This is a genomic window from Chitinophaga sp. NPDC101104 (assembly GCF_050277495.1).
Taxonomy (GTDB): Bacteria; Bacteroidota; Bacteroidia; order Chitinophagales; family Chitinophagaceae; genus Chitinophaga.
Genome location: NZ_JBNNSF010000001.1, coordinates 1,918,326 through 1,939,882, shown reverse-complemented (window position 1 = coordinate 1,939,882; position 21,557 = coordinate 1,918,326). Strand labels below are relative to the sequence as shown.

The window sequence follows — 21,557 nt, the reverse complement described above, 5'->3', positions numbered from 1 at the left end:
AACGATCGAGCTGTGAATTAAAACATTGAAACAGACATGCTGGAACTGACCAGGTTACCGTCCCATTTAAACCTAACTATTGCTGGAAACACGGTAACCACAAAATTTGACCTCATCATTCCCTGCTGCAATCCGCCGGAAGGCTGGGTAGGGCAAATGACAAAAGATTTCCGGGAACTGCAGGGGCTGATGCCCGGCACGGAAATCAGGCTGATACTGGTGAACGACGGGTCTGTCCGCAACATGCACACCGCGCTGTTGCAGGAACTGGCGCTCCGCATTCCCGGCGTCCGCATCATCGATCACCCCGTCAACCGAGGGAAAGGCTACGCATGCCGTTTAGGCGTTGCCGTTAGTGACGCATCGTATATCGTTTGTACCGATTACGATTTCCCGTTTGGCGTAGAGGCGGTGAAGCGCGCTTTCGAACAATTGCTCGAAGGTGCCGACGTGGTTGCCGGTGCACGCGGAAGCCAGTACGTGGCCATGCTGCCGCCCGCCCGTAAAATGATCACACGGGTAAACCGCCTCATGAACCGCTGGCTGCTGCAACTGCCCGTTTCCGACGCGCAGGCCGGGCTGAAAGCCTTCAATAGCCGCGGCAGGATGGAGTTTTTGTCTACCCGCATCGACGGATTCCTGTACGACAGCGAGTTCGTCAAGCGGGCAGGCCGCAACAAAACGCTGAACATCCGTTCCATCCCCATTTCCTGCCGGCCAGACATTCAGTTCTCCGAATTCCGGAGCACCGTGCTGCTGCGCGAATTCGTTAACTTTATGGGCCTGCTTGTAAAAAGATGAAAAAAATCCTGATCAGTGTAGACGTCGAGGAATTCGATATTCCAGAAGAGTATGGCCAGCGCATCCCGCTGGAAGAGAAGCTGCGCGTGAGTGAAGCCGGCGTGAGAAAAACGCTGGACCTCTTCGCGGAATGCGGCGTGCGGGGGACTTTTTTCATCACCGCTTTCTGGGCGAAACATTTCCCGGAACGGGTCCGTGAAATCGCGGAACGGCACGAGATCGCATCGCACGCTTACTTCCACGACCGTTTCGAAAATCCCGACCTGCTGGCCTCAAAGCTCGAACTGGAAAGGATTTCGGGCCGGCCGGTAAATGGTTTCCGGATGCCGCGGCTCCAACCCGTAGACCTCGATGCACTGCATGCCGCCGGTTACCTGTACGACGCTTCGGTGAACCCCACCTGGCTGCCCGGGCGGTACGATAACCGGCACGTTCCCCGACACGTGCATGCCCTGGGGCCGGTCTGGGAAATGCCGACTTCGGTGACGCCGCGGATGCGCGTCCCGGTTTTCTGGCTCAGTGTCAAAAACATGCCGCTGTGGTTCTCGCAAACCTGTGCTGCCAGTATTCTCAAAAAAGAGGATTATTTCAGTTGCTACTTCCACCCCTGGGAGCTGGAAGATATCGGCCGGTATCAACTGCCCATTTACGTGAAACACGCGCGCGGCCCGCATTTGGTGGAAAAGATGCGCCGTTGGCTGATCTGGCTGGGCACGAAAGGCACTTTCGTTTCCCACACGGATTACCTCCGCGAAACGGGCCTGCTCACCGGCTCCACCGTAACTTCCGGCGGAAAGGCATAATCGTTCCAATACGCTTCGGCCTGCGCCGCCGTCAACTCACCATCGAACGTAACGATGCGGTAACGCTGCGCATAAGTCTGACCCGGCACGAGGGGCCAGGGCTTGTTTTTCGTGGGACTGAAGTTCGCGAAAACCTGGCCGCCCTGGTCGTTTTCCGGCCAAACGCGGAGGGGTTGCGGGGCATTGAAATTCTGCGGACAGGAGAGCACGAGCAGTCCGCCGTTACCGGCTTTCAGCGCGCCCTGCACGATGAACCACCGCGCCAGGGAGCCATCCGCCTGCCTACGGTCTTTCCCTTCAGAGGTCAGCACTTTACTGTTCCCATTGTTCCATTCTTCCGCTCCGCGGATGGCAAATCCGCCGCCATAGCGGTATTCGTTCAGCGTGATCGGCGCGGCGGACGCACATTGGAGGGTGGAATTGTAGTCCCACACGAAATGATCGTCTGCCGTGTTGTAGACTTTTATTTCCAGCAGCTCGGTCATGGCCGTGCGATCGGGGCTTCCGATCACGATATGGTCCTGCATTTGCCGGAATCCGCCGAACACGTTGCCGGCGGTGAGGGAATTTTGCGGGGAGGAAACGGGGCGCACGGTGCCGGAGCGTTTTTTCAGGTTCCAGAAATCCACCGTTTTGCCTTCGAATTCAGTGTCTGTCCAGGGGCTCCAGATGCCGAGGTGGTGGTAATGATCTTTGGGATGGATGTTGGTGAGCGATTTGCCTTGCGGCGTGAAGGCGGGATGGATGAAGCCTCCGCGGCGGAAAGCCGTATCGGCCCCGGCCGGCGGCTCCATGATGGCGGCGCGGTAATGCAGGACGGGATGGTCGCCCCGGGAAATAGTATAACCGCCGTCTTCTTCCTTATATGTGACCTGGTGTTTGCTCAAAGGCGCGTCCACCTTGCCTTTCAGCAGTACAAGCTCGAACGTGCGCTCCGTGCCTGCCGGCAGGTCGCCACGCAGCTGCCAGGCGATCTGGCCGTCTTCCTGCTGAACGTTTTGCTCCACCTTCTTCCCGTTTTCCACGCTCACCAGGCGGTACACCTTCCCCGGCTCCGCATCGAACGGCACCTGGATGATCGTCTGGTGACGGTTTACAGCCCCCGCTTTCACGGTGATGTGCGCCACCACTTGCGCAGAAGCCCTATGGCCGAGCAAAAGGGCCATGCAGCAAAGGACATAACACGGTTTCGCCATATTAAAAATGATTATTATAAGATAAAATTACACATTCCGGCCGACAATCACAATAACTGGAATTAGTGTAAATTCGGAGTGCAATTGAACCCCAAAACCCCTCATCCATGAAAAAGGATAAAATCATCGTTTCCAATCGGAAGGCGCTGGAAAAGAAGTATGGCGCCAAGCTTCCTGCATTCCTGCAAGACCTCGAAGACCTGAAAGCCGCTGACAAAGCGCGCGGCCTCAGCACCGAGATCGTGTTCGTCGACGACGCAAAGGCCATGAAAAGTTACAAAGTCACGGCCGTAAAGAACGAGGCGGACCCGCGGCAGAACAAACGGGCCATAGACGGGCTGTACAAACACTTCCAGCCCGATTATATCCTCATCGCCGGTGCGCAGGACGTCATCCCCTTTCAGCCGCTGAAGAACCTCATCCACAGCCAGGACGACGAAGACGCCATCGTTCCCAGCGATCTGCCGTATGCCTGCGACAAACCCTGGTCAGACGATCCCGGGAAATTCGTAAGTCCTACGCGGGTGGTGGGCCGCCTGCCCGATTTGCCCGGCGGGAAAGACCCGAAGTACATCCATTCGCTCGTCCGCGATGCGGTCACCAGCAAGCCCGGTAACCAGAAAGATTATCTTAACTACCTGGCCATCAGCGTATACGATTGGCGCCTGTCCACCGAAGAAAGCGTGCAGAACATCTTCGGCAATACCGAAAAACTGCACCTCTCCCCTACGAAAGGCCCGCGCTGGACGCCCGCGCAGCTAAAGGCCAAAACGCATTTCATCAACTGCCATGGCGCCCTGGAAGACGGGAATTATTACGGTCAGAAAGGCAGTAGTTATCCCATTTCCCATACATCGGGATGGCTGGAGAAAAAGATCGCGAAAGGCACCGTGGTGGCGGCGGAATGCTGCTACGGCGCGCAGTTGTACGATCCCGGTCTCACGGATTCCGGGTATCCGAGCATCGCGTCGCAATACCTTTTGCAGCACGCCATTGCGGTAGCGGGCAGTACCACGATCGCGTACGGTCCTGCGGAAGGCCAGGGGCTGGCAGACCTGATCACCCAATATTTTCTTATCAACGTGCTGCGCGGCGCCTCTACGGGGCGCGCGTTCCTGGAGGCGCGCCAGCGTTTCCTCGACGAAATGGGCCCCACGCTCGATCCTTATGAGATCAAAACCTTGTCGCAGTTCTATCTTTTGGGCGATCCCTCGCTCGTTCCGGTGAATGTTCCCGCTAAAACGCGCGATGTACGCGAGATCCGGAGGGAAGGCTTGCAGGCGAAGGGACTTATGCTCGCCCAGTTCCTCGCCGTGCCGAAAGCGCTGCCGGTTACTGAAGAGCCCGCCAGCATCAAGGCGCTCGTCAAGGCACATAAATTTCCCGGGAAGGCGACCAAAAAAGTTTTCGTGACGGAAGGCGGCCCTGCTCCCCTGGCCCATGGGTTACACGCCAAAGGCTTAGCGGCACCCGTGAAATTTCACGTATATTCGGCTTCGAAGTTTCACGGCAAGTTCAAGGAAACCAATGTGTTGGTGGTAAAGGAAAGGGCCGGTCAGATCCTTGGAGAAAGAACATATGTCAGAAGATAAACCTGAAAAACAGCAAAAGGTAAAAGGGAGATTAACGCTCCGGACCTTTGCAAGGAATACCAAAAGCGAAAGCCTGGGCGTGTACCTGGAAACGGCGGACGACTGTTTCCTCATACGCCCGGCTTCTGGCAATCCGTTTGAAAATCCCCTCGCCAGGCTGGCCGGTAAGTACATCGAAGCCACCGGGCGAAGGAGTTCCTATGTCTTTTTCGCGTCCAAATGGCGCGAAATCCCCGATCCGGACTGATCTCTCCAACTAATCCTGTTATTTCCGCTGGTGTAATCGCATGCAACCAAAAGGGCAAAACGTGTGTCCTTTATATAAACAAATCTGTCGCCATGATCCGCCATTCTAACTCCTGGTCGACTGTTTGTTTACTTGCAGTGCTTTTTCTGTGCACAGCGCCCCTGCAGGCAAACAGTCAGCAAATCAATCGCCTCATGCAGCAAAAAACCGCTGCTTTGCCCGGCACTTATTGTATCTCGTTCAAATCTTCCCTCGGAACGCTTCGCTACATGCTGCAAATCGACAGTACGAGCGGGATGTTCTTTTACGGGAAGATGGAAAGCGATCCGCGGTACATTACGAAGCGCCGGGATTTCTGTTATATCAAGGGAATCGTGACGCCTGGAAAGCGGTACGATTTCATCATGAAACCCGATCTGCAAAACGGCTTGCCCTACGAGCTGCCTTGTAGCCCGTACGAGTGGCTGCTGAACAACAAGGTTTATTTTTCGTTCCGCGAGGAGGGGATCATCAGCGGCTACATGGTAGTGCGCAATGAATTCAGCACGCCCAATTTCAGTTTTTCGGGCATGAAACAGGCGTTGCCGCAAGACGGCTATCTCACGAGGAAAGACTAACGGGTACGGGTGAGCACAGCGCCCGTTCCGTTTCTGTCTGCATAGTAGATGACGCCGTTTTCGATGCGGACGCCGGTAGCGATGTCTTCCGCGAGGAGGAGCGGCCCGTCCATGTCCACAAAATCGAGATAAGGGAGGAGGTGCGCAACGGCGGAAGTGCCAACGGTGCTTTCGTTCATGCTGCCGGTCATGACTTTCATGCCGCGCTGCTTGGCTTCGAGGATCATCCTGCGGGCGGGCGTGATGCCGCCGCATTTGGTGAGTTTGATGTTGATGCCGTGGAAATAGCCATGGCAGCGGGCTACGTCTTGCTCCACGATGCAGCTTTCGTCTGCGATCAGGGGCAGGGCGGATCGTTCGAAGACTTTTTTCATGCCGTCCCAATCAGCGGCGGGCATGGGTTGTTCGATAAACTCGACGCCCAAGCTGCGGAAGGCTTCCGCGTTGCGGAGGGTTTCATCCACGCCCCAGGCGCAGTTCGCATCTACCCTGAATATGGCATCGGTGTGCCGGCGCAGTTCCCGGATGATGGCGATATCGTCTTTCGTTCCCAGTTTGATTTTATAGATCGGCCAGGGGAATTCCTGCAGCTTGCGGACCATATTTTCTACCGTATCGATGCCGATGGTATAGTCGGTCATGGGGTTGGAGGAAGGGTCGAGATGCCAGACTTCGTAGAGTTTTTTGCCGAGTTGCTGGGCATGGAGATCATGCGCGGCGAGGTCGAGGGCGCAGAGTGCGAACATGTTGTTTTTGAGCCGGGGGAACATCTCGTCCCAGAAATCTTCCGGCGTATCGAGGGTGTAGCTTTCGATGAAGGCGCGATGGGCGTTGAGGGCGTCCATCAGCATGGGAACGGTGATGTTGTAATAGGAATTGTCGGCAGTTTCGCCGAGGCCACTAAAGCCATTTTGGGAAAGTTTGGCCACGAGGAGTGGTTGAACGTCTTTGCTCTTCCGGGAGATGGTAAATGTATGCCGGAATTTGAGTTCAAAGGGATATAATGTCAATTCCATAGGATAAATATACGGCGGAAAGTTTCATTTTTTCATCCATTCTGGAAGGACATACAAGAGCGGTTGAAATAACGCGAAAGTGGGAACGGGGCGGCGGAAAACGGCTCCCCCGATCCTTCAAACCCTGCCCTGGATGGGAGTTTCCGGGATTTAGGCCGGGGACGGCTGAAGCGGCTCCGCCGAGTGTTAAGGCTGGGATTGTAGAAAAAATTCCACTAAAGTATGTTCGGGATGCAGGGTTGATTCCAGGTTGTTGCGAGATGGGTCGACGCCTGGTGGAGCAAGACTTATAAATGCAGCCTGGCACCTCGCTGAATTCATTCATAAAATCCACCCTCTCTCTTTAATGGTCTTTGTTGAAAAGCTTCAGATGCTCCAGGGCATGAGGATTTTTCATACTTCGCGCCCCGCTTCGCTGATGAGGCGATGTATCCTGTCGCGGAGGGACGTTGCTTCCAGCAGGGATTCCAGGGACAGGGGCATCCGGTAGCGCCAGTACCAAGGAAGTATGGCAGGAACGTTGATCCGTTCCCGGGACGGGTCGTTTGGATGAGGGAGGGAATCGTCGAGCGAAAGCCAGTCCTGCAGTTGAAGGATGCACCACATCGCGGGCGACAGCAATTGCCTGCGGATGGAGGGCTCCCGGTCTGCGGGGATTTCGCTGCGCAGCGTGCTCATATCGTGCGTGGACGGCGTAACTACCGATAAATAAGGCGCGTCTGCCGGTGTTCGGCCGGGATAGCGGGGCATGCGGTCAACCTCCAACCCTAATATCCCCAATGCCGACATCACTTCCGGCACACTGTGCGGGATCAGTCCCAGGTCTTCCCCACACACCAACATATCTGTGGCGCTGGTTAATACCGGCAATTTTTGCAGGGCAGACTGCTTCCAAAGTTCATCATGACGACGGAAAAAGAAATCGTCCGCCAACCGGCGCAAACTGGTTTGCTCCGATTCCGGCAGCGCCTGGAACGAAAGCGTGTCGGCCATTCCGAACCGGGGATGGAATTTGTCCGGTTCGGGTTCCAGGAACAGCACGTTGGCGGCCAGCTGTCGAAGCGCTGCAGCGAACGACGGCTTTTCCCCGGCAAAAGGTTGCGCCTGTTTCAGGCGGTAGAATCCCGGGGACTGTGGCTCGAGATAAGCGGATTTCAACCGCGCTGCCTCGGGCCCAAACAGGGACGATATGACTCCGTCCGTGATATACGGCCTGCAATATCTTTCCCGCGAAAACGGGATACCCGCGTCCGTGATCTCGGATGCCGTCAACGGAATCGACGGCTGGAAGTACCCCAGCAGGGGGCTCGCGGCATTGCGGGGCACCTGCCAGAGGCGGAAGAAACCCAGTACATGGTCTATCCGGAAAGCGGAAAAATATTGGGCCATGTGTTGCAGACGGCGTTTCCACCAGTTAAAACCGTCGGCCTCCATCTGCTCCCAGTTGTAGGCAGGGAATCCCCAGTTTTGTCCTTCGGTGGCGAATTCATCGGGCGGTGCGCCTGCCTGAACGGCGGTGTTGAACAAACCGGGCTGCTCGAGCACGTCTGCGCTATGTAAAAACATACCGATCGGGAGGTCGCCTTTCAGCGCAATCCTTTTCGACCGTAATATGGTTACCGCGGTGGTAAGCTGCTTGTGCAGATGGTATTGCACGAAGCGGTAATACCCCTGATCGCCCGTCCCATCGCGCCGGCAACAAAAATTCGCGTATGCCGGGAGCCAATGTTCCTGCGCGCGCTCCCAGTCAAGATAAGCCGCGTCTGGTATGAAAGTGCGGTAGAAACCCCGCAATGCGGCATCCTTAAAGGCAAGCGTAGCTTCGTAATCCATTTCGGGAAGATCGAGCCGCTTTTGCTGTTCGGCATACCCCCTCACCTGCCCGATCGCGGGAAGGTGTATATAAATGGGGTGAAGGGCAAAGGCGGACACGGCGGCATAGGGATATGAATCCTGCCAGGTTTTGCTCCAGGTCGTGTCATTCACCGGGAGCAATTGTATCATGCGGATCCCCGCCGCTGCCGCCCATTCCCCCAGCAACGGCAAATCGGCGAATTCCCCGCAGCCCAGGCTCTTCCCCGACCGGAGCGAGAACACCGGCACCGCAACTCCCGCACCTTTCCAGGGCTGGCGCGGGAACCGGGCAAACCCATCGTCTATCGAAGCAGTTCCCTCCGAATAATACGTCCTGTTTTCACCCTGCTCCCATTCCCAATCGTCCTCCGACCCGGAAACGCAATATTTGTATGCGATAGCCACCTGGACCGGCAATTCCACTTCCACCGAGAAAATCCCGTTGCTATCGGCGAACATCTCCACCGCAAAGTCCGGCGCCCAATTGCCGAGGGGCTCCACATTCCCGATCAGCCATACTTTCTTTTCGACCGGCAATAACGGCGCCCTTACCCGGAACCGATGCGAGCCCGTGTTGCCTGGATTTTCCCTAGCCATCACTTCTCTCGTAAAAAACACATCCCTGAACGGTGCCCGCATCCACGATGCTGCCATATCCCCCGGGAAATGAAACGTGTCGTGGATAGCATAGGCGCTTACGTTCGGGGGGAAATGTATTTCCCGCATCACGTTTTCCTCCAGGCTCCCCTCCGATTGGATGGCATAACGATATTGAATGACTGCACCTTCCCATTCCAGGGTAAATGCCCACGTTTGCGGATCAACGTAATCCATGACCAGCCGCTGCCCGTTTTCCAGGCAGAGGACCAATTGCTGCCCCCAGGCTGAGGCAAAGCGGACATAGAAACGCAGGGTCATGCCCGGAAATTACAAAAAAACGGTCATTCCTCTTACGGCCAGGATGCCGCCTCCCGCGGCAGGAAAAAACCCAGTATGCAATTCGGGTTGCGGATGCAAATCTGTACGTGTGTCTTATCGTAAATCCCTGCACCGTCGAACACCGGCTTGCCTTCTACGAAAATCCCCCGGACGGAATCATAAGGAAGCCCCTTTTCTCTTTCCGTAACCACATGCAAATACTCGAATACACTGCAATCAAGATACCGCAGCAACAATTCTCCAGAGTCGGCCGCCGGTTTATTACCCGGCAAAACCTTACCTGTTATTCTCGTACTCAAACGTAACTCGTGAAACGACTCCTCCAATGAAATCAGGCATTTCTTATCTGTTAAATCCAGGCAATTGCCCAAATTCAAAATTGCGCCCAAAACTGCCGGCCGCTCACATGGCTGTTTTCCCGGAGGATATCTCGCAAATTCAAGTGCACGCTCGAAGTTGTTTTGCCAGAAATAATAACCATTCCCAAGCCAATCATAAGCATTGACACTTTTCCGCAACATTTCATCACCCGCAAGTACCGAATCCCTGACCTCCTGATCACAACCATGAAAACCAATTACCAGCCCCGGTTCGGCCGTATATAAAATTCCAGGTAACACAAACAATAGATTTCCCTTTACATATTTTTTGAAAAATTGAATCGGCCCTTTACTTCTCCAACCGCGACAGCCAGTTGCCTTTCTTTAACGCCTCCTTCAATTTTTTTCGGTATTCGGCTCTGATCTTTCTTGCCTGTACGGGATCAAATTTTTCATGCACCGTATATTCGTCCAGCTCCCGCTTCATTCTCGCTTTTAATGCGAGATAATCACGCCTGTCATCGGCCGTCATGTCTACCCCTTCACCCAAACACCAATATTCCCGGTGCATCCGTGCATAGGTGCGATCATTCAACAATAAGCGCCGCTGTTCCATGAACCCGGCCCACAACTGGTTATAACTTTCATCTTTCGTGTAATACATCTTTCAATGTTTAAAGCGTTAACAATAGTTGACCGGATCGAAGCTTTGTAAACTTCAACCCAAAAAACGCTTATTCATCATAATAGTGGGAAAATGCAGCGGCAAAGGGTTACAAAAATGCGCTGCGGATTTGCTCAATTTAACACGTTTTTCAATACAAAACTTTTTTAAAACAAAATTCTCATTTGATCGTTCTTTGAAACATGATCCGCTCCCTCATCCTCTGCGCCCTGCTCTCTTTCGGGTGCTCCAAACCGGCCGAGCGCAACACGCCCGCCGGCCTCCGCGAACACATCGTTCCGCCATCCACCGCCAATTCAAATATCAACACCTACAACGATCCGAACTACGCGTATGTGGTCCCCGACAACAAACGCCGCAACCAACTCCTCATCTTCCTTCCCGGCACCGGCGCCGAGCCCAAAAACTACCGGAAATTCATTCGCCTCGCCGCTGAAAAAGGATACCACGCCATCGGTCTCATGTATCCGAACAAACCCGCCGTCAACGAACTGTGCGCCGGCTCGGCCGACATCACCGCCCATTCCCGCGCACGCCTCGAAATCATCGACGGAACCGACCGCTATCCCGGCGTTACCGTCGATCGCACCAACTCCATCATCCAGCGGCTGACCGATCTCCTGCAGTACCTCGATAAAACATACCCCGACGAAAACTGGGCGCAATTCCTCTCCGGCAACCAACCCGCCTGGGAAAAAGTCCTCGCCGCCGGGCACTCGCAAGGCGCCGGCCATGCAGGCGTAATGGGAAAGCACTTCCCCCTTCGCCGGGTAATCCTCTTTTCCGGTATGGACTTCCTCTCCGACGGACAAATTCCCGATTGGGTACAAAACACCACCCGCCATAATATCTACTTCGCGCTCCATCACGAAAAAGACGAGCTTCTCGACATCGCCATCGTGAAATCCGGATGGGCGCACCTCGGCATGACGCCCCCCGTCTCCGCCGACGCCACCATCCCGCCCACGGCGCAGACCCTGATCACTACCGCTACACCCGCGCTCCTGCTGCCTTTGCGCTTCCACAACATGACCGCGGTGGATGTTTTCGCGCCCGCCGCCATCGCAGATAACGCCTGGCTGCATTTCCTGCAATAAAAAATCCCGTGCATAAAAAAAGCCCGGACGCTTTCGCATCCGGGCTTTTCCGTTATTCGTAGTAATCCTTATTTCACTTCTTCGAATTCCGCGTCGGTCACCGTGTCGCCATTGGCGCCTTGCTGACCGCCCTGTTGTTGCTGGCCTCCCTGCTCAGGTCCGCCATTGGCGCCACCCTGTGCCTGGGATGCTTTGTACATTTCTTCGGAAGCGGCCGTCCATGCAGCGTTCAGCTCGGCTGAAGCAGCGTCGATCTGGGCGATGTCCTGGGTTTTATTTGCGGTGCGCAGTTTTTCCAGGGCAGCTTCGATCGGGGCTTTCTTTTCAGCCGGGATCTTGTCGCCGTATTCTTTCAGTTGTTTTTCGGTCTGGAACACGAGGCTGTCGGCCTGGTTGATCTTCTCGATCTTCTCACGCGCTGCCTTGTCTTCCGCTTCGTTGGCCTTGGCTTCTGCTTTCATCTTTTCGATCTCATCCTTATTCAGGCCGCTGCCGGCTTCGATACGGATGTTCTGGGATTTGCCGGTGCCCTGGTCTTTCGCGGTTACGTGCAGGATACCGTTGGCGTCGATGTCGAACACCACTTCGATCTTGGGCACGCCGCGGGGAGCGGGCGGGATATCGTTGAGGATGAAGCGGCCCAGCGTCCTGTTCTGGCTGGCCAGGGGGCGCTCGCCTTGCAGTACGTGGATTTCTACGCTCGGCTGGCTATCGGCCGCGGTAGAGAACACTTCGCTCTTTTTCGTGGGGATGGTCGTGTTGGCTTCGATCAGCTTGGTCATCACGCCGCCCATGGTCTCGATACCGAGGGAAAGCGGGGTCACGTCCAGCAGCAGCACGTCTTTCACCTCACCGGTGAGCACACCGCCCTGGATAGCTGCACCTACTGCCACCACTTCGTCGGGGTTTACGCCCCTGTTCGGCTTTTTGCCGAAGAATTTCTCAACTACTTCCTGGATACGGGGGATACGGGTAGAACCGCCCACCAGGATCACTTCGTCGATCTTGCTGATGTCGATGCCTGCGTCAGCCAATGCTTTGCGGCAGGGCTCCAGGGTCCTTTCCACGAGGCTGTCGCTCAATTGCTCGAATTTGGCGCGGGTGAGTTTTTTCACCAGGTGTTTCGGCACACCGTCTACCGCAGTGATGTAAGGCAGGTTGATCTCGGTTTCCTGGGAAGAAGACAATTCGATCTTCGCCTTTTCAGCCGCTTCTTTCAGGCGCTGCCATGCCATGGGGTCCTTATGCAGGTCTACGGCTTCGTCTTTCTTGAATTCGTCTGCCAGCCAGTCCATGATCACTTTATCGAAGTCGTCGCCACCAAGGTGGGTGTCGCCGTTCGTAGCTTTCACTTCGAACACGCCGTCGCCCAGTTCAAGGATAGACACGTCGAAGGTACCACCGCCGAGGTCGAACACGGCGATCATGCTGTCGTGATGTTTCTTGTCCATACCATACGCCAGTGCGGCTGCGGTAGGTTCGTTGATGATACGGCGAACGGTGAGGCCCGCGATCTCGCCGGCTTCTTTGGTAGCCTGGCGCTGTGCGTCGTTAAAGTAAGCCGGAACGGTAATTACCGCTTCGGTCACTTCCTGGCCGAGGTAATCTTCGGCCGTTTTCTTCATTTTCTGAAGGATCATGGCCGAAATCTCCTGGGGAGTGTACAGCCGTCCATCTATATCGATGCGGGTAGTGTTATTGTCGCCCTTTACCACTTTGTAGCTCACGTGGCTCAGTTCATTGGACACTTCGTCGAAATGGCGGCCCATGAAACGCTTCACCGACATGATGGTGTTAACGGGGTTGGTGATCGCCTGGCGTTTGGCGGGATCGCCCACCTTTCTTTCTCCGTTCTTTAAAAAAGCAACAACTGAAGGGGTGGTACGGCGCCCTTCGTCATTGGCGATAACTACCGGTTCGTTACCTTCCATAACAGCAACGCAAGAGTTGGTAGTCCCTAAGTCAATACCTATGATTTTTCCCATAATAATAATATTCTCCTTTGTGAAACAGTGTATCCCGGAAAACCGGGCTTGATCATCTCTGGACAATGATTATGCCAACGGCAGGCAATATGAAAATATGTCAGTTTCCGTCCAACAGCTTTGTATAACGAATAAAAAGATGTCTTCTCTAATAGAACACAGTCGGGTGTTTTTTGTTTTCAAATACGTACACAACCGACATTCATATGAAAAAAACCATGTTCCGGTGGGTCATTTGCGTCATGACCGCCTTACCCCTCGTCAGTGTTGCCCAGAACTCCGACCCCGCCCCTAACCCGCACGGCAGCCTCTTCGGCGGCGGCGGCATGAACTACAGGACCTTTTCCGTCGGCATCAACGGCGGCATCACCGCCCCCTCCGTCCTCATCGGCGGCAGCAACGATTTCACCAAATCGCTGATCAGCTACGGCTATGGCGCGTATGCCAAATGGCAGCTCCTCCATTTTTTCAGCCTCCGGGCCGATTATATGGGCGGCCGGCTCAAGGGCGACCAGAGCCGCGAGCTCGGCAACGGCGCCAATCCCAACCGGGCTTTCTCGTCTTTCGAAACCCGCCTGAAATGGACCGCCAGCCTCAGCGGCGTTTTCAACTTCGCCTCCATCAACTGGGCCTATAAAAAACCCATCGCACAGCTATACGCCTCCGTCGGCGGCGGCCTCGCCGGCTACAGCCCCCGCGTCACCCCATCCGGCGGTACGGAAATGGAATACAAGACAGACGGCAATATCAAGGAGCTCATCATCCCCGTGGGCGCCGGCATCAAGTTCAGGCTCAATGACTTCATGAACCTCGATCTCGGTTACACGATGCATTTCCTCGATGCCGACAACCTGGACGGTTATAAATACGGCCCCTCCAAAGACCGCTTCTCCTACGGATACGCCGGCCTCGAATTCGCCATCGGCTCCCGCACCAAACCGCAACTGCAGTGGCATAACGGGCCAGCCGTCATGTACGACGACCTTGTGGGCCAGCGCGACCAGCTCCGCCGCGAGCTCGAAGCGGAAAAAGCCAACAATGAAAAACTGGCCGCAGATCTCGCGCAATTGCAGAAAGACAGCGATGGCGACGGCGTTTCGGACGTGTTCGACAAATGCCCGAATACGCCTTCGGGCGACAAAGTGGACGGCGCCGGCTGCTCACTGCCAAAACCGGATACCGCACGGCCCGTTCAGGTCATAATTACAGACGACGACCGCAGGCTCGTGAAAAACGCCATCGACAACCTGGAATTTGCTACCGGCAAGTCGGAAATCAGTCCGAAATCCTTTGCTTCGCTGGACCAGGTGGCGTCGCTGCTGGTGCGTAAAAACCTCAGCCTCAAACTGGCAGGCCATACAGACAACACCGGCAACCGCACCAAAAACATGGCACTTTCGAAAGACCGTGCCGAGTCGGTGAAATCGTACCTGGTGTCCAAAGGCGTGAACCCCAGCCGCATCGAGGCCACGGGTTACGGCCAGGACCAGCCCATCGCTTCCAACAAAACCGCCGCAGGCCGCCAGGCGAACCGCCGCGTGGAATTCACCATCTATTAAAAAACTGTTTTTCAACATAGTGACATCCTGTCAAAAGCCCTTCCGGCAACTCCGGAAGGGCTTTTTTATGCTTCGGCATGTATTTTGTTAAACCAATCCTGCCAATTTTAACATATTATGAAAAAATCCATTTTTTTATTCCTGACTGTATGCCTGTTGAGTGTTGCGGCACAAGCGCAACAAGTGAAATTCGGTGTGAAAGGCGGTTTGAACGTCGCCAAAATGACGAACCTGACCAATAGTAAATCCCGTGCATCCATTTACGTGGGTGGTTTCGCAAGGGTGGGGCTCAATGAACAGTGGAGCATCCAGCCGGAGCTGGTGTATTCCGGACAGGGCTTCGTGTTCGACCCGCCGATATTCGACGAGACCACGGTGGCCGTCAACTACATCAATCTGCCCATCATGGCGCAATATCACATCATCCCCGAATTCTACCTGGAAGCCGGCCCGCAGATCGGTTTCAAAGTAGCCGCCAAAACCAAGAACGACGGCAATACCCACGACGTGGGCGACGCCTACAAAGGTGTTGATTTTGGACTGGGCGCAGGTTTGGGATATGATTTCGATTTCGGTCTTGGTCTGAACGCCCGGTATAACTTCGGCCTCACACATGCCGGTGAAACCGACGAAAAACATGCGAACTCCGTTGCGCAGTTCGGCGTGACCTACACGTTCGGCAATTTCCGGATCAAAAAATAGTAAAGGCATTAGCCTGTAAAACCCGAAGCAGCGTGCCGCAAGGCCGCTGCTCTTTTTTTTGCCCTTCCGAACCGTTACCTTTGCCCTCTACCATCAATTGATATTCATGAGCGTAGTTGCTTCCATTAAACAGGCCGCCGCAGAAGCGGTCCAGGCGCTGTACCAACAGCCCTTCACCGCGGCCGACGTTTCTGTCAACACCACCAAGCCCGAATTCGAAGGCGAGTATACCATCGTCGTGTTCCCTTTTACCAAGTTCAGCCGGCAAAAGCCTGAAGAAACCGCCACGGCCATCGGTACATGGCTGGCGGAGCACCATCCCGCGCTCGTGGCTGGTTTCAACGTTGTCAAAGGCTTTCTAAACCTCTCCGTTCACGACCAGTTCTGGACTGGTTTCGTGCAGGACGCGCATCATAATACCAGCGTGGGCCAGCAGCCTGCCAACGGTAAAAAGGTGATGGTGGAATATTCTTCCCCCAACACCAACAAACCCCTTCACCTGGGGCACCTCCGTAACAATTTCCTCGGTTTCTCCGTGTCGGAGATCCTCAAGGCCAATGGCTTCGAAGTGGTCAAGGCCAACCTTGTGAACGACCGCGGCATCCATATCTGCAAATCCATGCTCGCATGGCAGCTCTTCGCCCATGGCGATACGCCGGAATCCACCGGCAAAAAGGGCGACCATCTCGTGGGCGATTATTACGTTCATTTCGAATCCATCCTCCGCGACCAGGCCGAGCCGATCATTTCGCGCGTGCTGGAAGGGAATTTCGGGGACTTCGAAGGCGAACAGGTGGAAAAGCTCATCAAGCTTCACACTGCGTTGAACAAACCTGAATTCAAGGCCAACGTAGAAAAGGCGGAAAAGCTCAGGCATGACATCAAAGCCCTCGCCCGCACCGCTTCCGCAGAAACCAAAGATGTTATTTCAAGGATAGAAAAAGGCGATTTTTCCGATTTTGAAGGGGAAGAAAAGGCCCGCGCCAAATCGCTCCACCAGGAACTGACGCCCGCCATCAAAGGCGACGAAGAAAAAGCTGGCAAAATCCATGATGACATCAAAGAACTCGCCCGCAACCGGACCGAGATCATGCAGCAGGCCAAGATCATGCTCCAGCAATGGGAAGCCGGCAACCCGGAAGTGCGCGCCCTCTGGCAAACGATGAACAGCTGGGTATATGAAGGTTTCGAGAAAACCTACAAACGCCTCGGCATCGATTTCGACAAAATGTACTTCGAAAGCAATACCTATCTGCTGGGGAAAGACGTGGTGGAAGAAGGCCTCCGCAAAGGCGTGTTCTTCAAAAAAGCCGATAACTCCGTGTGGATCGACCTTACCGCCGACGGGCTCGATGAAAAACTCGTGCTCCGCGGCGACGGCACATCCGTGTACATCACGCAGGACATCGGTACCGCACGCCTCAAATACGACGACTACCACATGGACCAAAGCATCTACGTGGTGGCCGACGAGCAGAATTACCACTTCAAGGTACTGAAACTCATCATGCAGAAACTCGGCGAACCCTCTGCCGACGGCATCGCCCACCTTTCCTACGGCATGGTGGAACTGCCCCATGGCCGGATGAAAAGCCGCGAAGGGACGGTGGTAGATGCAGACGATCTCGTGGAGGAAATGGTGAGCACCGCTGCCAAATACACCGAAGAGCTCGGTAAAGTGAAAGATTTTACGGAAGAAGAGCTGCGCGAACTGTACGAAACGATCGGCCTGGGCGCCATGAAATTCTTCCTCCTGAAAGTGGACCCGAAAAAGAAAATGGTTTTCAACCCGGAAGAGTCGATCGACATCCATGGCTTTACCGGCCCGTTCATTCAATACAGCCACGCCCGCATCCGGTCGATTTTACGCGAGTTTTCCGCGGAAGACCTTGCCGCATTGGCCACCTATCGCCACAAGGATGCGCTGCTGCCCATGGAAAAAGAGCTCATCAAGATCAACGAACAGTTCGGCGAAGTGCTGGCGGAAGCCGGCCGCGAAATGAGCCCCTCCGTGATCGCGAACTACGCGTTCCTCCTGGCGCAAACCTTCAACTCGTTCTACGCGAAAAAAGAAAACGGGAAATACACCTATTCCGTGCGTGATGCCGAAAACGAAGACAAGCGCAAGCTGCGCCTGCAGATCGCTTCCCTCACGGCCAATACCATCCGGCAGGCCATGAAATTCCTGGGCATCCGGGTACCTGAAAGAATGTAGGAAAAGAAACTGACGAAATGTCAATGACGCAACTGTCATTGACATTTCGTTCCCCCGTTAATGTAACTGAAGCGCCTGATCGCAGATGCGCTGCCCCTTCACCACTTCCCCCGAACAGATATAGGATTTACCGAGCATGAACATCGCAAAGGCGTTCTGCGGCTGGAGCACGAGAATACGGTCCCATTGCATGGCGGCTTCCGCATAGCTTTGCTTTTTGAAGTAGGCATGGGCCAGCTGCTGCATGATGCGGATATCTGCGCTTCGCAGCTGGAGGGCTTTTTTAAGATTTTGAATGGCGTCGTCGTAAGCTGCCTGTTGAAGGTAGGCGATACCCAGGTTTGCATAAAGGTCCGCATCGCCGGAAGCTCCGTACCTGGCAGCCATTTCAAATGCGCCGGCGGCGTTTTTGTAGTTTTCCATATTAAAATGCATCATTCCTGATTCCAAATATAAATCGGCAGATGTACTGTCTGCCTTCAGTGCTTTTTCGTAAATTCTGAGTGCCGCGGCGTAATTTTCCTCCTGCGCGTACAGTCTTGCCAGCCGCCGGCTAAGGGCGGGTTGATGGGGGTCTTCCGCCAGCGAGCGCTCCATGGCCCGGATGGCTTCCCCGGCATGGTCGAGCGCGGCGTAGCTCATCCCGATGATGGCGTACATGCCCGGCGCGCCCTGCTCCTGCGCGCGCATGGCCCAGGTGAGCGCATCTTCCCAGGCTTCCAGCTCGAAGCTCACTTCCGCCATCCCTGCCAGCGCCGAAGGCTCTTCCGGCACTTCTTTCAATAAATCGAGGTATCGCTGCCGCGCCAGCTCGCCGTCGTGACGCAGCCGGTACAGCACCGCCAGCTGAAGATAAGGCGCCACGTACTTCCGGTTGGCCCCGATCGCCGCGGCAAAACATTGCTCAGCTTCGTCCAGCCGGCCTTCCAGCATGCATTGCTCGCCTTTTCTGTAAAATTCCGAAGCGCGGTCGCCCCCGGGCGGAGGCACCGAAGCGGCCACAGGCTGAAGCGCCGGGCCGGACAGGCATAGGATAAGGATACAGCGGTATAGGAACATGGTTCAATGTGCTTAGGCACTGAACCAAATATATATAAATTATTTCATACTTTTTGCAGAAAATGATAAAGGCATCAGGTCGGCGCTGTCTGCCACCACGATTACCTTTCCGGAAAGCCCGCCGAGGATGAGTTTGATGGGCCGGTGGAACCGTGCCTGGTATTCCATGAGCGTTTGCCGGCAGATGCCGCAGGGTGCGATGGGCTCCACCGAGGGAGCCAGCTCGTTATCGTAGCTCACCGCGATCGCCAGTACCGGCACATTGGGATGCAGGCCCGAAGCCACGGAAAGCACCGTCCGCTCCGCACAGATGCCCACGGGATAGCTGGCGTTTTCCTGGTTGGTGCCGGTCAGCACTTCCCCATTCTCCAGCAACGCGGCCGCACCCACCCGGAAGCGGGAATAGGGCGCCCAGGCGTCTTTCGTGGCGGTGCGTGCCTGCCGTAACAGCGCGGCGTCTTCGGGCGGAAGCGCGCTGATGTCTGCATATGTCTCAAATTCGATGATGTGCCGGGTCGTTTCCATGAGCGGGAGTTTGCATAAAAAAGGCAGTCGCGCTGCCGGGCCGAAAGTACATTTTTTTCGGGACGGAGGCGCGACTGCCGTTATAATCGATTGTGTATGAGCGTTTTTATTTGATGGTGCGGAACAGGCGGCTCCAGCGGATGCCGTTCTTGCCGTAGCTCATCCAGATCATCCAGGCTTTGCCCACGATATGATCTTCCGGAACGAAGCCCCAGAAGCGGGAATCGAGGGAACGGTGGCGGTTGTCGCCCATCATCCAGTAATAATCCATTTTGAAAGTATAGGTGCTGGCGGCCTGACCGTTGATGTAGAACTGGTTGGGGCCTCTTTCTTCCAGCTTGTTGCCTTCGTAAACCGCGATGATACGGCGGTACAGCTCGATCGAAGCGCTGTCCAGCTTCACCGTGGCACCTTTCTTCGGGATGTAGATGGGGCCGAAATTATCGATGGTATACTTGAAATTCGCGGTATCGTGCGGCCAAACGTCGGGAGAAGGTTCGTCGTACACGTAAGGCGTAACGCCGGTAACGGCGGAGCCGAGGCTTTCGACGGATTTGGCTTCGGAGGGCGTCATGTTGAGCACGTTGCCGGCCGGCGATTCTTCGATCCCCAGTTCTTCGAGGCGCATGGGGTTGATGTTGCTGCCGTCCTGCGTTTGCACGGTGTAATACCGTTCGCCTGCGGGCGGCGGGGTTTCGGCAATGCCGTTAACGACGATCACGCCGTTGCGGACGGCAAGGCTGTCTCCCGGAATGCCCACACATCTTTTGATATAGTTTTCGCGTTTATCGACCGGTCTGGAAATGACGTGATAGGAATTCCACACGAAATCGCGGCCGTTTTTACGCACTTCATCCGAATAGAACCCGCTTTCCTGGATTTCCAGGGCCACGGTGTCTCCTTCGGGGAAGTTGAATACCACGACATCGTTGCGTTTGATATCGCTGAAACCGGGCAGGCGGCGGTATTTCCATTGAACGGCCTCGGAATAGGCCTTGGTATATTTCGTGAAAGGGAGGGTATGATGGGTGAAGGGTACAGCCAGCGGCGTCATGGGGATGCGCGGGCCGTAGCTAACTTTACTTACGAAAAGGAAGTCGTTGACCAGCAGGGTCTTTTCCATGGATGGCGTAGGGATAGTATAGGCTTCGAAAATGAAGGTACGGATCAACGTTGCCGCAATGATGGCGAAGATGGCCGCATCCAGCCATTCCCTCACTGCGGACTTCTTTTTCTTCGGCTGGCCGTCCTTCTTCTTCCAAAATACCAGGTTCATGCGTATTGTTTTAGTTTATTTTACCAACAAATATAATATTCTGTTAATTGTCAGCTGATTTTTCTGAAGATAAAGTTTTCTTAAAAAATACCACGTAAGTTTCGGATTCAAAACAACGGTTGAACCACTTTATTTCTATTTTTGTTTAATTCTATATCCAGAACCTTGAACAGCTTCACGATAAAAGACATTGAAAGCCTCACCGGCATCAAGGCGCATACCATCCGAATATGGGAACAGCGCTACAATGTGCTTCGTCCCAAGCGGAAAGACACGAACCATCGCGTCTACGACAACGGCGACCTGAAGCACATTATGCGTATCGCTTACCTGTACCGGCATGGTTACAAGATATCGAAGATCGTGGGGATGTCGGAGGAAGAGATCAGGCAGCTTTCGCTGGAGGAGACCGGGCATAAGGGTAACCACCTGCACCAGGTCTACATCAACCAGCTCGTGGAAGCGATGATCGATTTCGACCAGATCCGTTTCGAAAAAATCTTCCACAACGTCTTGCTCCGCATGGGCTTCGAACAGTGCATCCTGAAGGTGATCTACCCTTACCTGGAGCGCATCGGGCTGCTGTGGCTCGTGGATTGCGTCATCCCCGCCCAGGAACATTTCGCCGCCAATATCATCCGGAAAAAGCTCATGGTCGCCATCGACGGGCTCGATATCCCGCAATCGTCCACCGAATGCTTCATGGTTTTCCTCCCCGAAGGCGAATGGCACGAAATCCCCCTCCTGTTCATGCAATACCTGCTGAAGAAAAACGGCTGCACGGTCGTGAACTTCGGCGCCAACGTACCGCTGGAGGACCTTTGCTTCTATACCGACCGCAAGCAGGTAGACCAGATCTATACCCACATCATCACCAATTTCCCGCAGCGCGCGCTCGATAACTTCGTAAAAGACCTCGGCCGCCTGTTCCCCACTATCCCCGTCACGATTTCCGGACCGCAGATCGCCCGCATCTCCGTTCCCCTGCCCGAAAACGTGAAAACGCTCCTTTCGATGGACGAAGTGCTCCAATACGCCCGCCGAAAGCCCGTAACTACTTCGTCCTGAG

19 protein-coding genes are annotated in these 21,557 nt (G+C 54.9%); 10 read left to right on the top strand and 9 right to left on the bottom strand.

Annotation, left to right across the window (positions count from 1 at the left end; translation table 11 throughout):
• The first annotated feature begins 36 nt into the window (after window positions 1-36).
• Window positions 37-801, top strand: coding sequence for a glycosyltransferase (locus tag ACQKLP_RS07950; protein ID WP_427321709.1), 765 nt, complete (start codon window positions 37-39; stop codon window positions 799-801).
• Window positions 798-1,604 (top strand): polysaccharide deacetylase family protein, encoded by an 807-nt coding sequence (locus ACQKLP_RS07945; protein ID WP_427321707.1) that lies wholly within the window; start codon window positions 798-800, stop codon window positions 1,602-1,604. Before ACQKLP_RS07950 ends, ACQKLP_RS07945 begins: the two co-directional genes overlap by 4 nt.
• Here the strand turns inward: ACQKLP_RS07945 and ACQKLP_RS07940 are convergent.
• A complete protein-coding gene (locus ACQKLP_RS07940; protein WP_427321705.1) occupies window positions 1,544-2,800 on the bottom strand; it encodes a PmoA family protein in 1,257 nt (418 codons plus the stop codon). The genes ACQKLP_RS07945 and ACQKLP_RS07940 overlap by 61 nt on opposite strands.
• 107 nt (window positions 2,801-2,907) lie before the next feature.
• Here ACQKLP_RS07940 and ACQKLP_RS07935 point away from each other — a divergent pair, with 107 nt between their 5' ends.
• The 3 genes from ACQKLP_RS07935 to ACQKLP_RS07925 all read left to right on the top strand — a co-directional run bounded on the left by ACQKLP_RS07935 (window position 2,908) and on the right by ACQKLP_RS07925 (window position 5,256).
• Window positions 2,908-4,392: a hypothetical protein gene (locus ACQKLP_RS07935; RefSeq protein WP_427321703.1), complete on the top strand. Its 1,485-nt coding sequence runs from the start codon at window positions 2,908-2,910 to the stop codon at window positions 4,390-4,392.
• Complete coding sequence (locus tag ACQKLP_RS07930) at window positions 4,379-4,639, top strand: hypothetical protein (protein WP_427321701.1); 261 nt, start codon at window positions 4,379-4,381, stop codon at window positions 4,637-4,639. The genes ACQKLP_RS07935 and ACQKLP_RS07930 overlap by 14 nt, the downstream gene beginning before the upstream one ends.
• Window positions 4,640-4,833: 194 nt before the next feature.
• Window positions 4,834-5,256 carry a hypothetical protein gene (locus ACQKLP_RS07925; protein WP_427321699.1) on the top strand — a complete coding sequence of 141 codons (423 nt, stop codon included), beginning with the start codon at window positions 4,834-4,836 and terminating at the stop codon, window positions 5,254-5,256.
• Here the strand turns inward: ACQKLP_RS07925 and ACQKLP_RS07920 are convergent.
• The 4 genes from ACQKLP_RS07920 to ACQKLP_RS07905 form a co-directional block, all read right to left on the bottom strand.
• On the bottom strand, window positions 5,253-6,272 hold the full coding sequence (locus ACQKLP_RS07920; protein ID WP_427321697.1) for a dipeptide epimerase: 1,020 nt from the start codon (window positions 6,270-6,272) through the stop codon (window positions 5,253-5,255). The two genes, ACQKLP_RS07925 and ACQKLP_RS07920, sit on opposite strands and share 4 nt — an antisense overlap.
• 393 nt (window positions 6,273-6,665) lie before the next feature.
• Complete coding sequence (locus ACQKLP_RS07915) at window positions 6,666-9,044, bottom strand: 4-alpha-glucanotransferase (protein WP_427321695.1); 2,379 nt, start codon at window positions 9,042-9,044, stop codon at window positions 6,666-6,668.
• Between the two features lie 32 nt (window positions 9,045-9,076).
• Entirely contained in the window at window positions 9,077-9,685 is a 609-nt protein-coding gene (locus tag ACQKLP_RS07910; protein ID WP_427321693.1) for a hypothetical protein, read from the bottom strand.
• Window positions 9,686-9,734: 49 nt separating this feature from the next.
• Window positions 9,735-10,049, bottom strand: a complete 315-nt coding sequence (locus ACQKLP_RS07905) for a hypothetical protein (protein ID WP_427321691.1) — start codon at window positions 10,047-10,049, stop codon at window positions 9,735-9,737.
• A gap of 203 nt (window positions 10,050-10,252) precedes the next feature.
• On the opposite strand from ACQKLP_RS07905, the gene ACQKLP_RS07900 reads away from it, so the two are divergent.
• Window positions 10,253-11,167 (top strand): BPSS1187 family protein, encoded by a 915-nt coding sequence (locus ACQKLP_RS07900; protein WP_427321689.1) that lies wholly within the window; start codon window positions 10,253-10,255, stop codon window positions 11,165-11,167.
• A 68-nt stretch (window positions 11,168-11,235) separates the two neighbouring features.
• Here the strand turns inward: ACQKLP_RS07900 and dnaK are convergent, their stop codons facing one another.
• On the bottom strand, window positions 11,236-13,098 hold the full coding sequence (gene dnaK, locus ACQKLP_RS07895) for a molecular chaperone DnaK (protein WP_427321687.1): 1,863 nt from the start codon (window positions 13,096-13,098) through the stop codon (window positions 11,236-11,238).
• Between the two features lie 260 nt (window positions 13,099-13,358).
• Between dnaK and ACQKLP_RS07890 the strand changes: the two genes are divergently transcribed.
• The 3 genes from ACQKLP_RS07890 to argS all read left to right on the top strand — a co-directional run bounded on the left by ACQKLP_RS07890 (window position 13,359) and on the right by argS (window position 17,628).
• Window positions 13,359-14,711 (top strand): OmpA family protein, encoded by a 1,353-nt coding sequence (locus ACQKLP_RS07890; RefSeq protein ID WP_427321685.1) that lies wholly within the window; start codon window positions 13,359-13,361, stop codon window positions 14,709-14,711.
• Window positions 14,712-14,828: 117 nt separating this feature from the next.
• The gene (locus ACQKLP_RS07885; RefSeq protein ID WP_427321683.1) at window positions 14,829-15,413 is read left to right on the top strand and encodes a porin family protein; all 585 of its coding nucleotides are present in this window, start codon (window positions 14,829-14,831) and stop codon (window positions 15,411-15,413) included.
• 106 nt (window positions 15,414-15,519) lie between these two features.
• Window positions 15,520-17,628, top strand: a complete 2,109-nt coding sequence (argS, locus tag ACQKLP_RS07880; RefSeq protein WP_427321681.1) for an arginine--tRNA ligase — start codon at window positions 15,520-15,522, stop codon at window positions 17,626-17,628.
• Window positions 17,629-17,685: 57 nt separating this feature from the next.
• On the opposite strand, the gene ACQKLP_RS07875 is transcribed toward argS, so the two are convergent.
• The 3 genes from ACQKLP_RS07875 to lepB form a co-directional block, all read right to left on the bottom strand.
• Complete coding sequence (locus ACQKLP_RS07875) at window positions 17,686-18,687, bottom strand: tetratricopeptide repeat protein (RefSeq protein ID WP_427321679.1); 1,002 nt, start codon at window positions 18,685-18,687, stop codon at window positions 17,686-17,688.
• Window positions 18,688-18,726: 39 nt separating this feature from the next.
• Window positions 18,727-19,212: a cytidine deaminase gene (locus tag ACQKLP_RS07870; protein ID WP_427321677.1), complete on the bottom strand. Its 486-nt coding sequence runs from the start codon at window positions 19,210-19,212 to the stop codon at window positions 18,727-18,729.
• A 106-nt stretch (window positions 19,213-19,318) separates the two neighbouring features.
• Window positions 19,319-20,488 (bottom strand): signal peptidase I, encoded by a 1,170-nt coding sequence (gene lepB / locus ACQKLP_RS07865; protein ID WP_427321675.1) that lies wholly within the window; start codon window positions 20,486-20,488, stop codon window positions 19,319-19,321.
• Between the two features lie 165 nt (window positions 20,489-20,653).
• Here lepB and ACQKLP_RS07860 point away from each other — a divergent pair, with 165 nt between their 5' ends.
• Window positions 20,654-21,556, top strand: a complete 903-nt coding sequence (locus tag ACQKLP_RS07860) for a MerR family transcriptional regulator (RefSeq protein ID WP_427321673.1) — start codon at window positions 20,654-20,656, stop codon at window positions 21,554-21,556.
• The last annotated feature ends 1 nt before the right edge of the window (window position 21,557 follow it).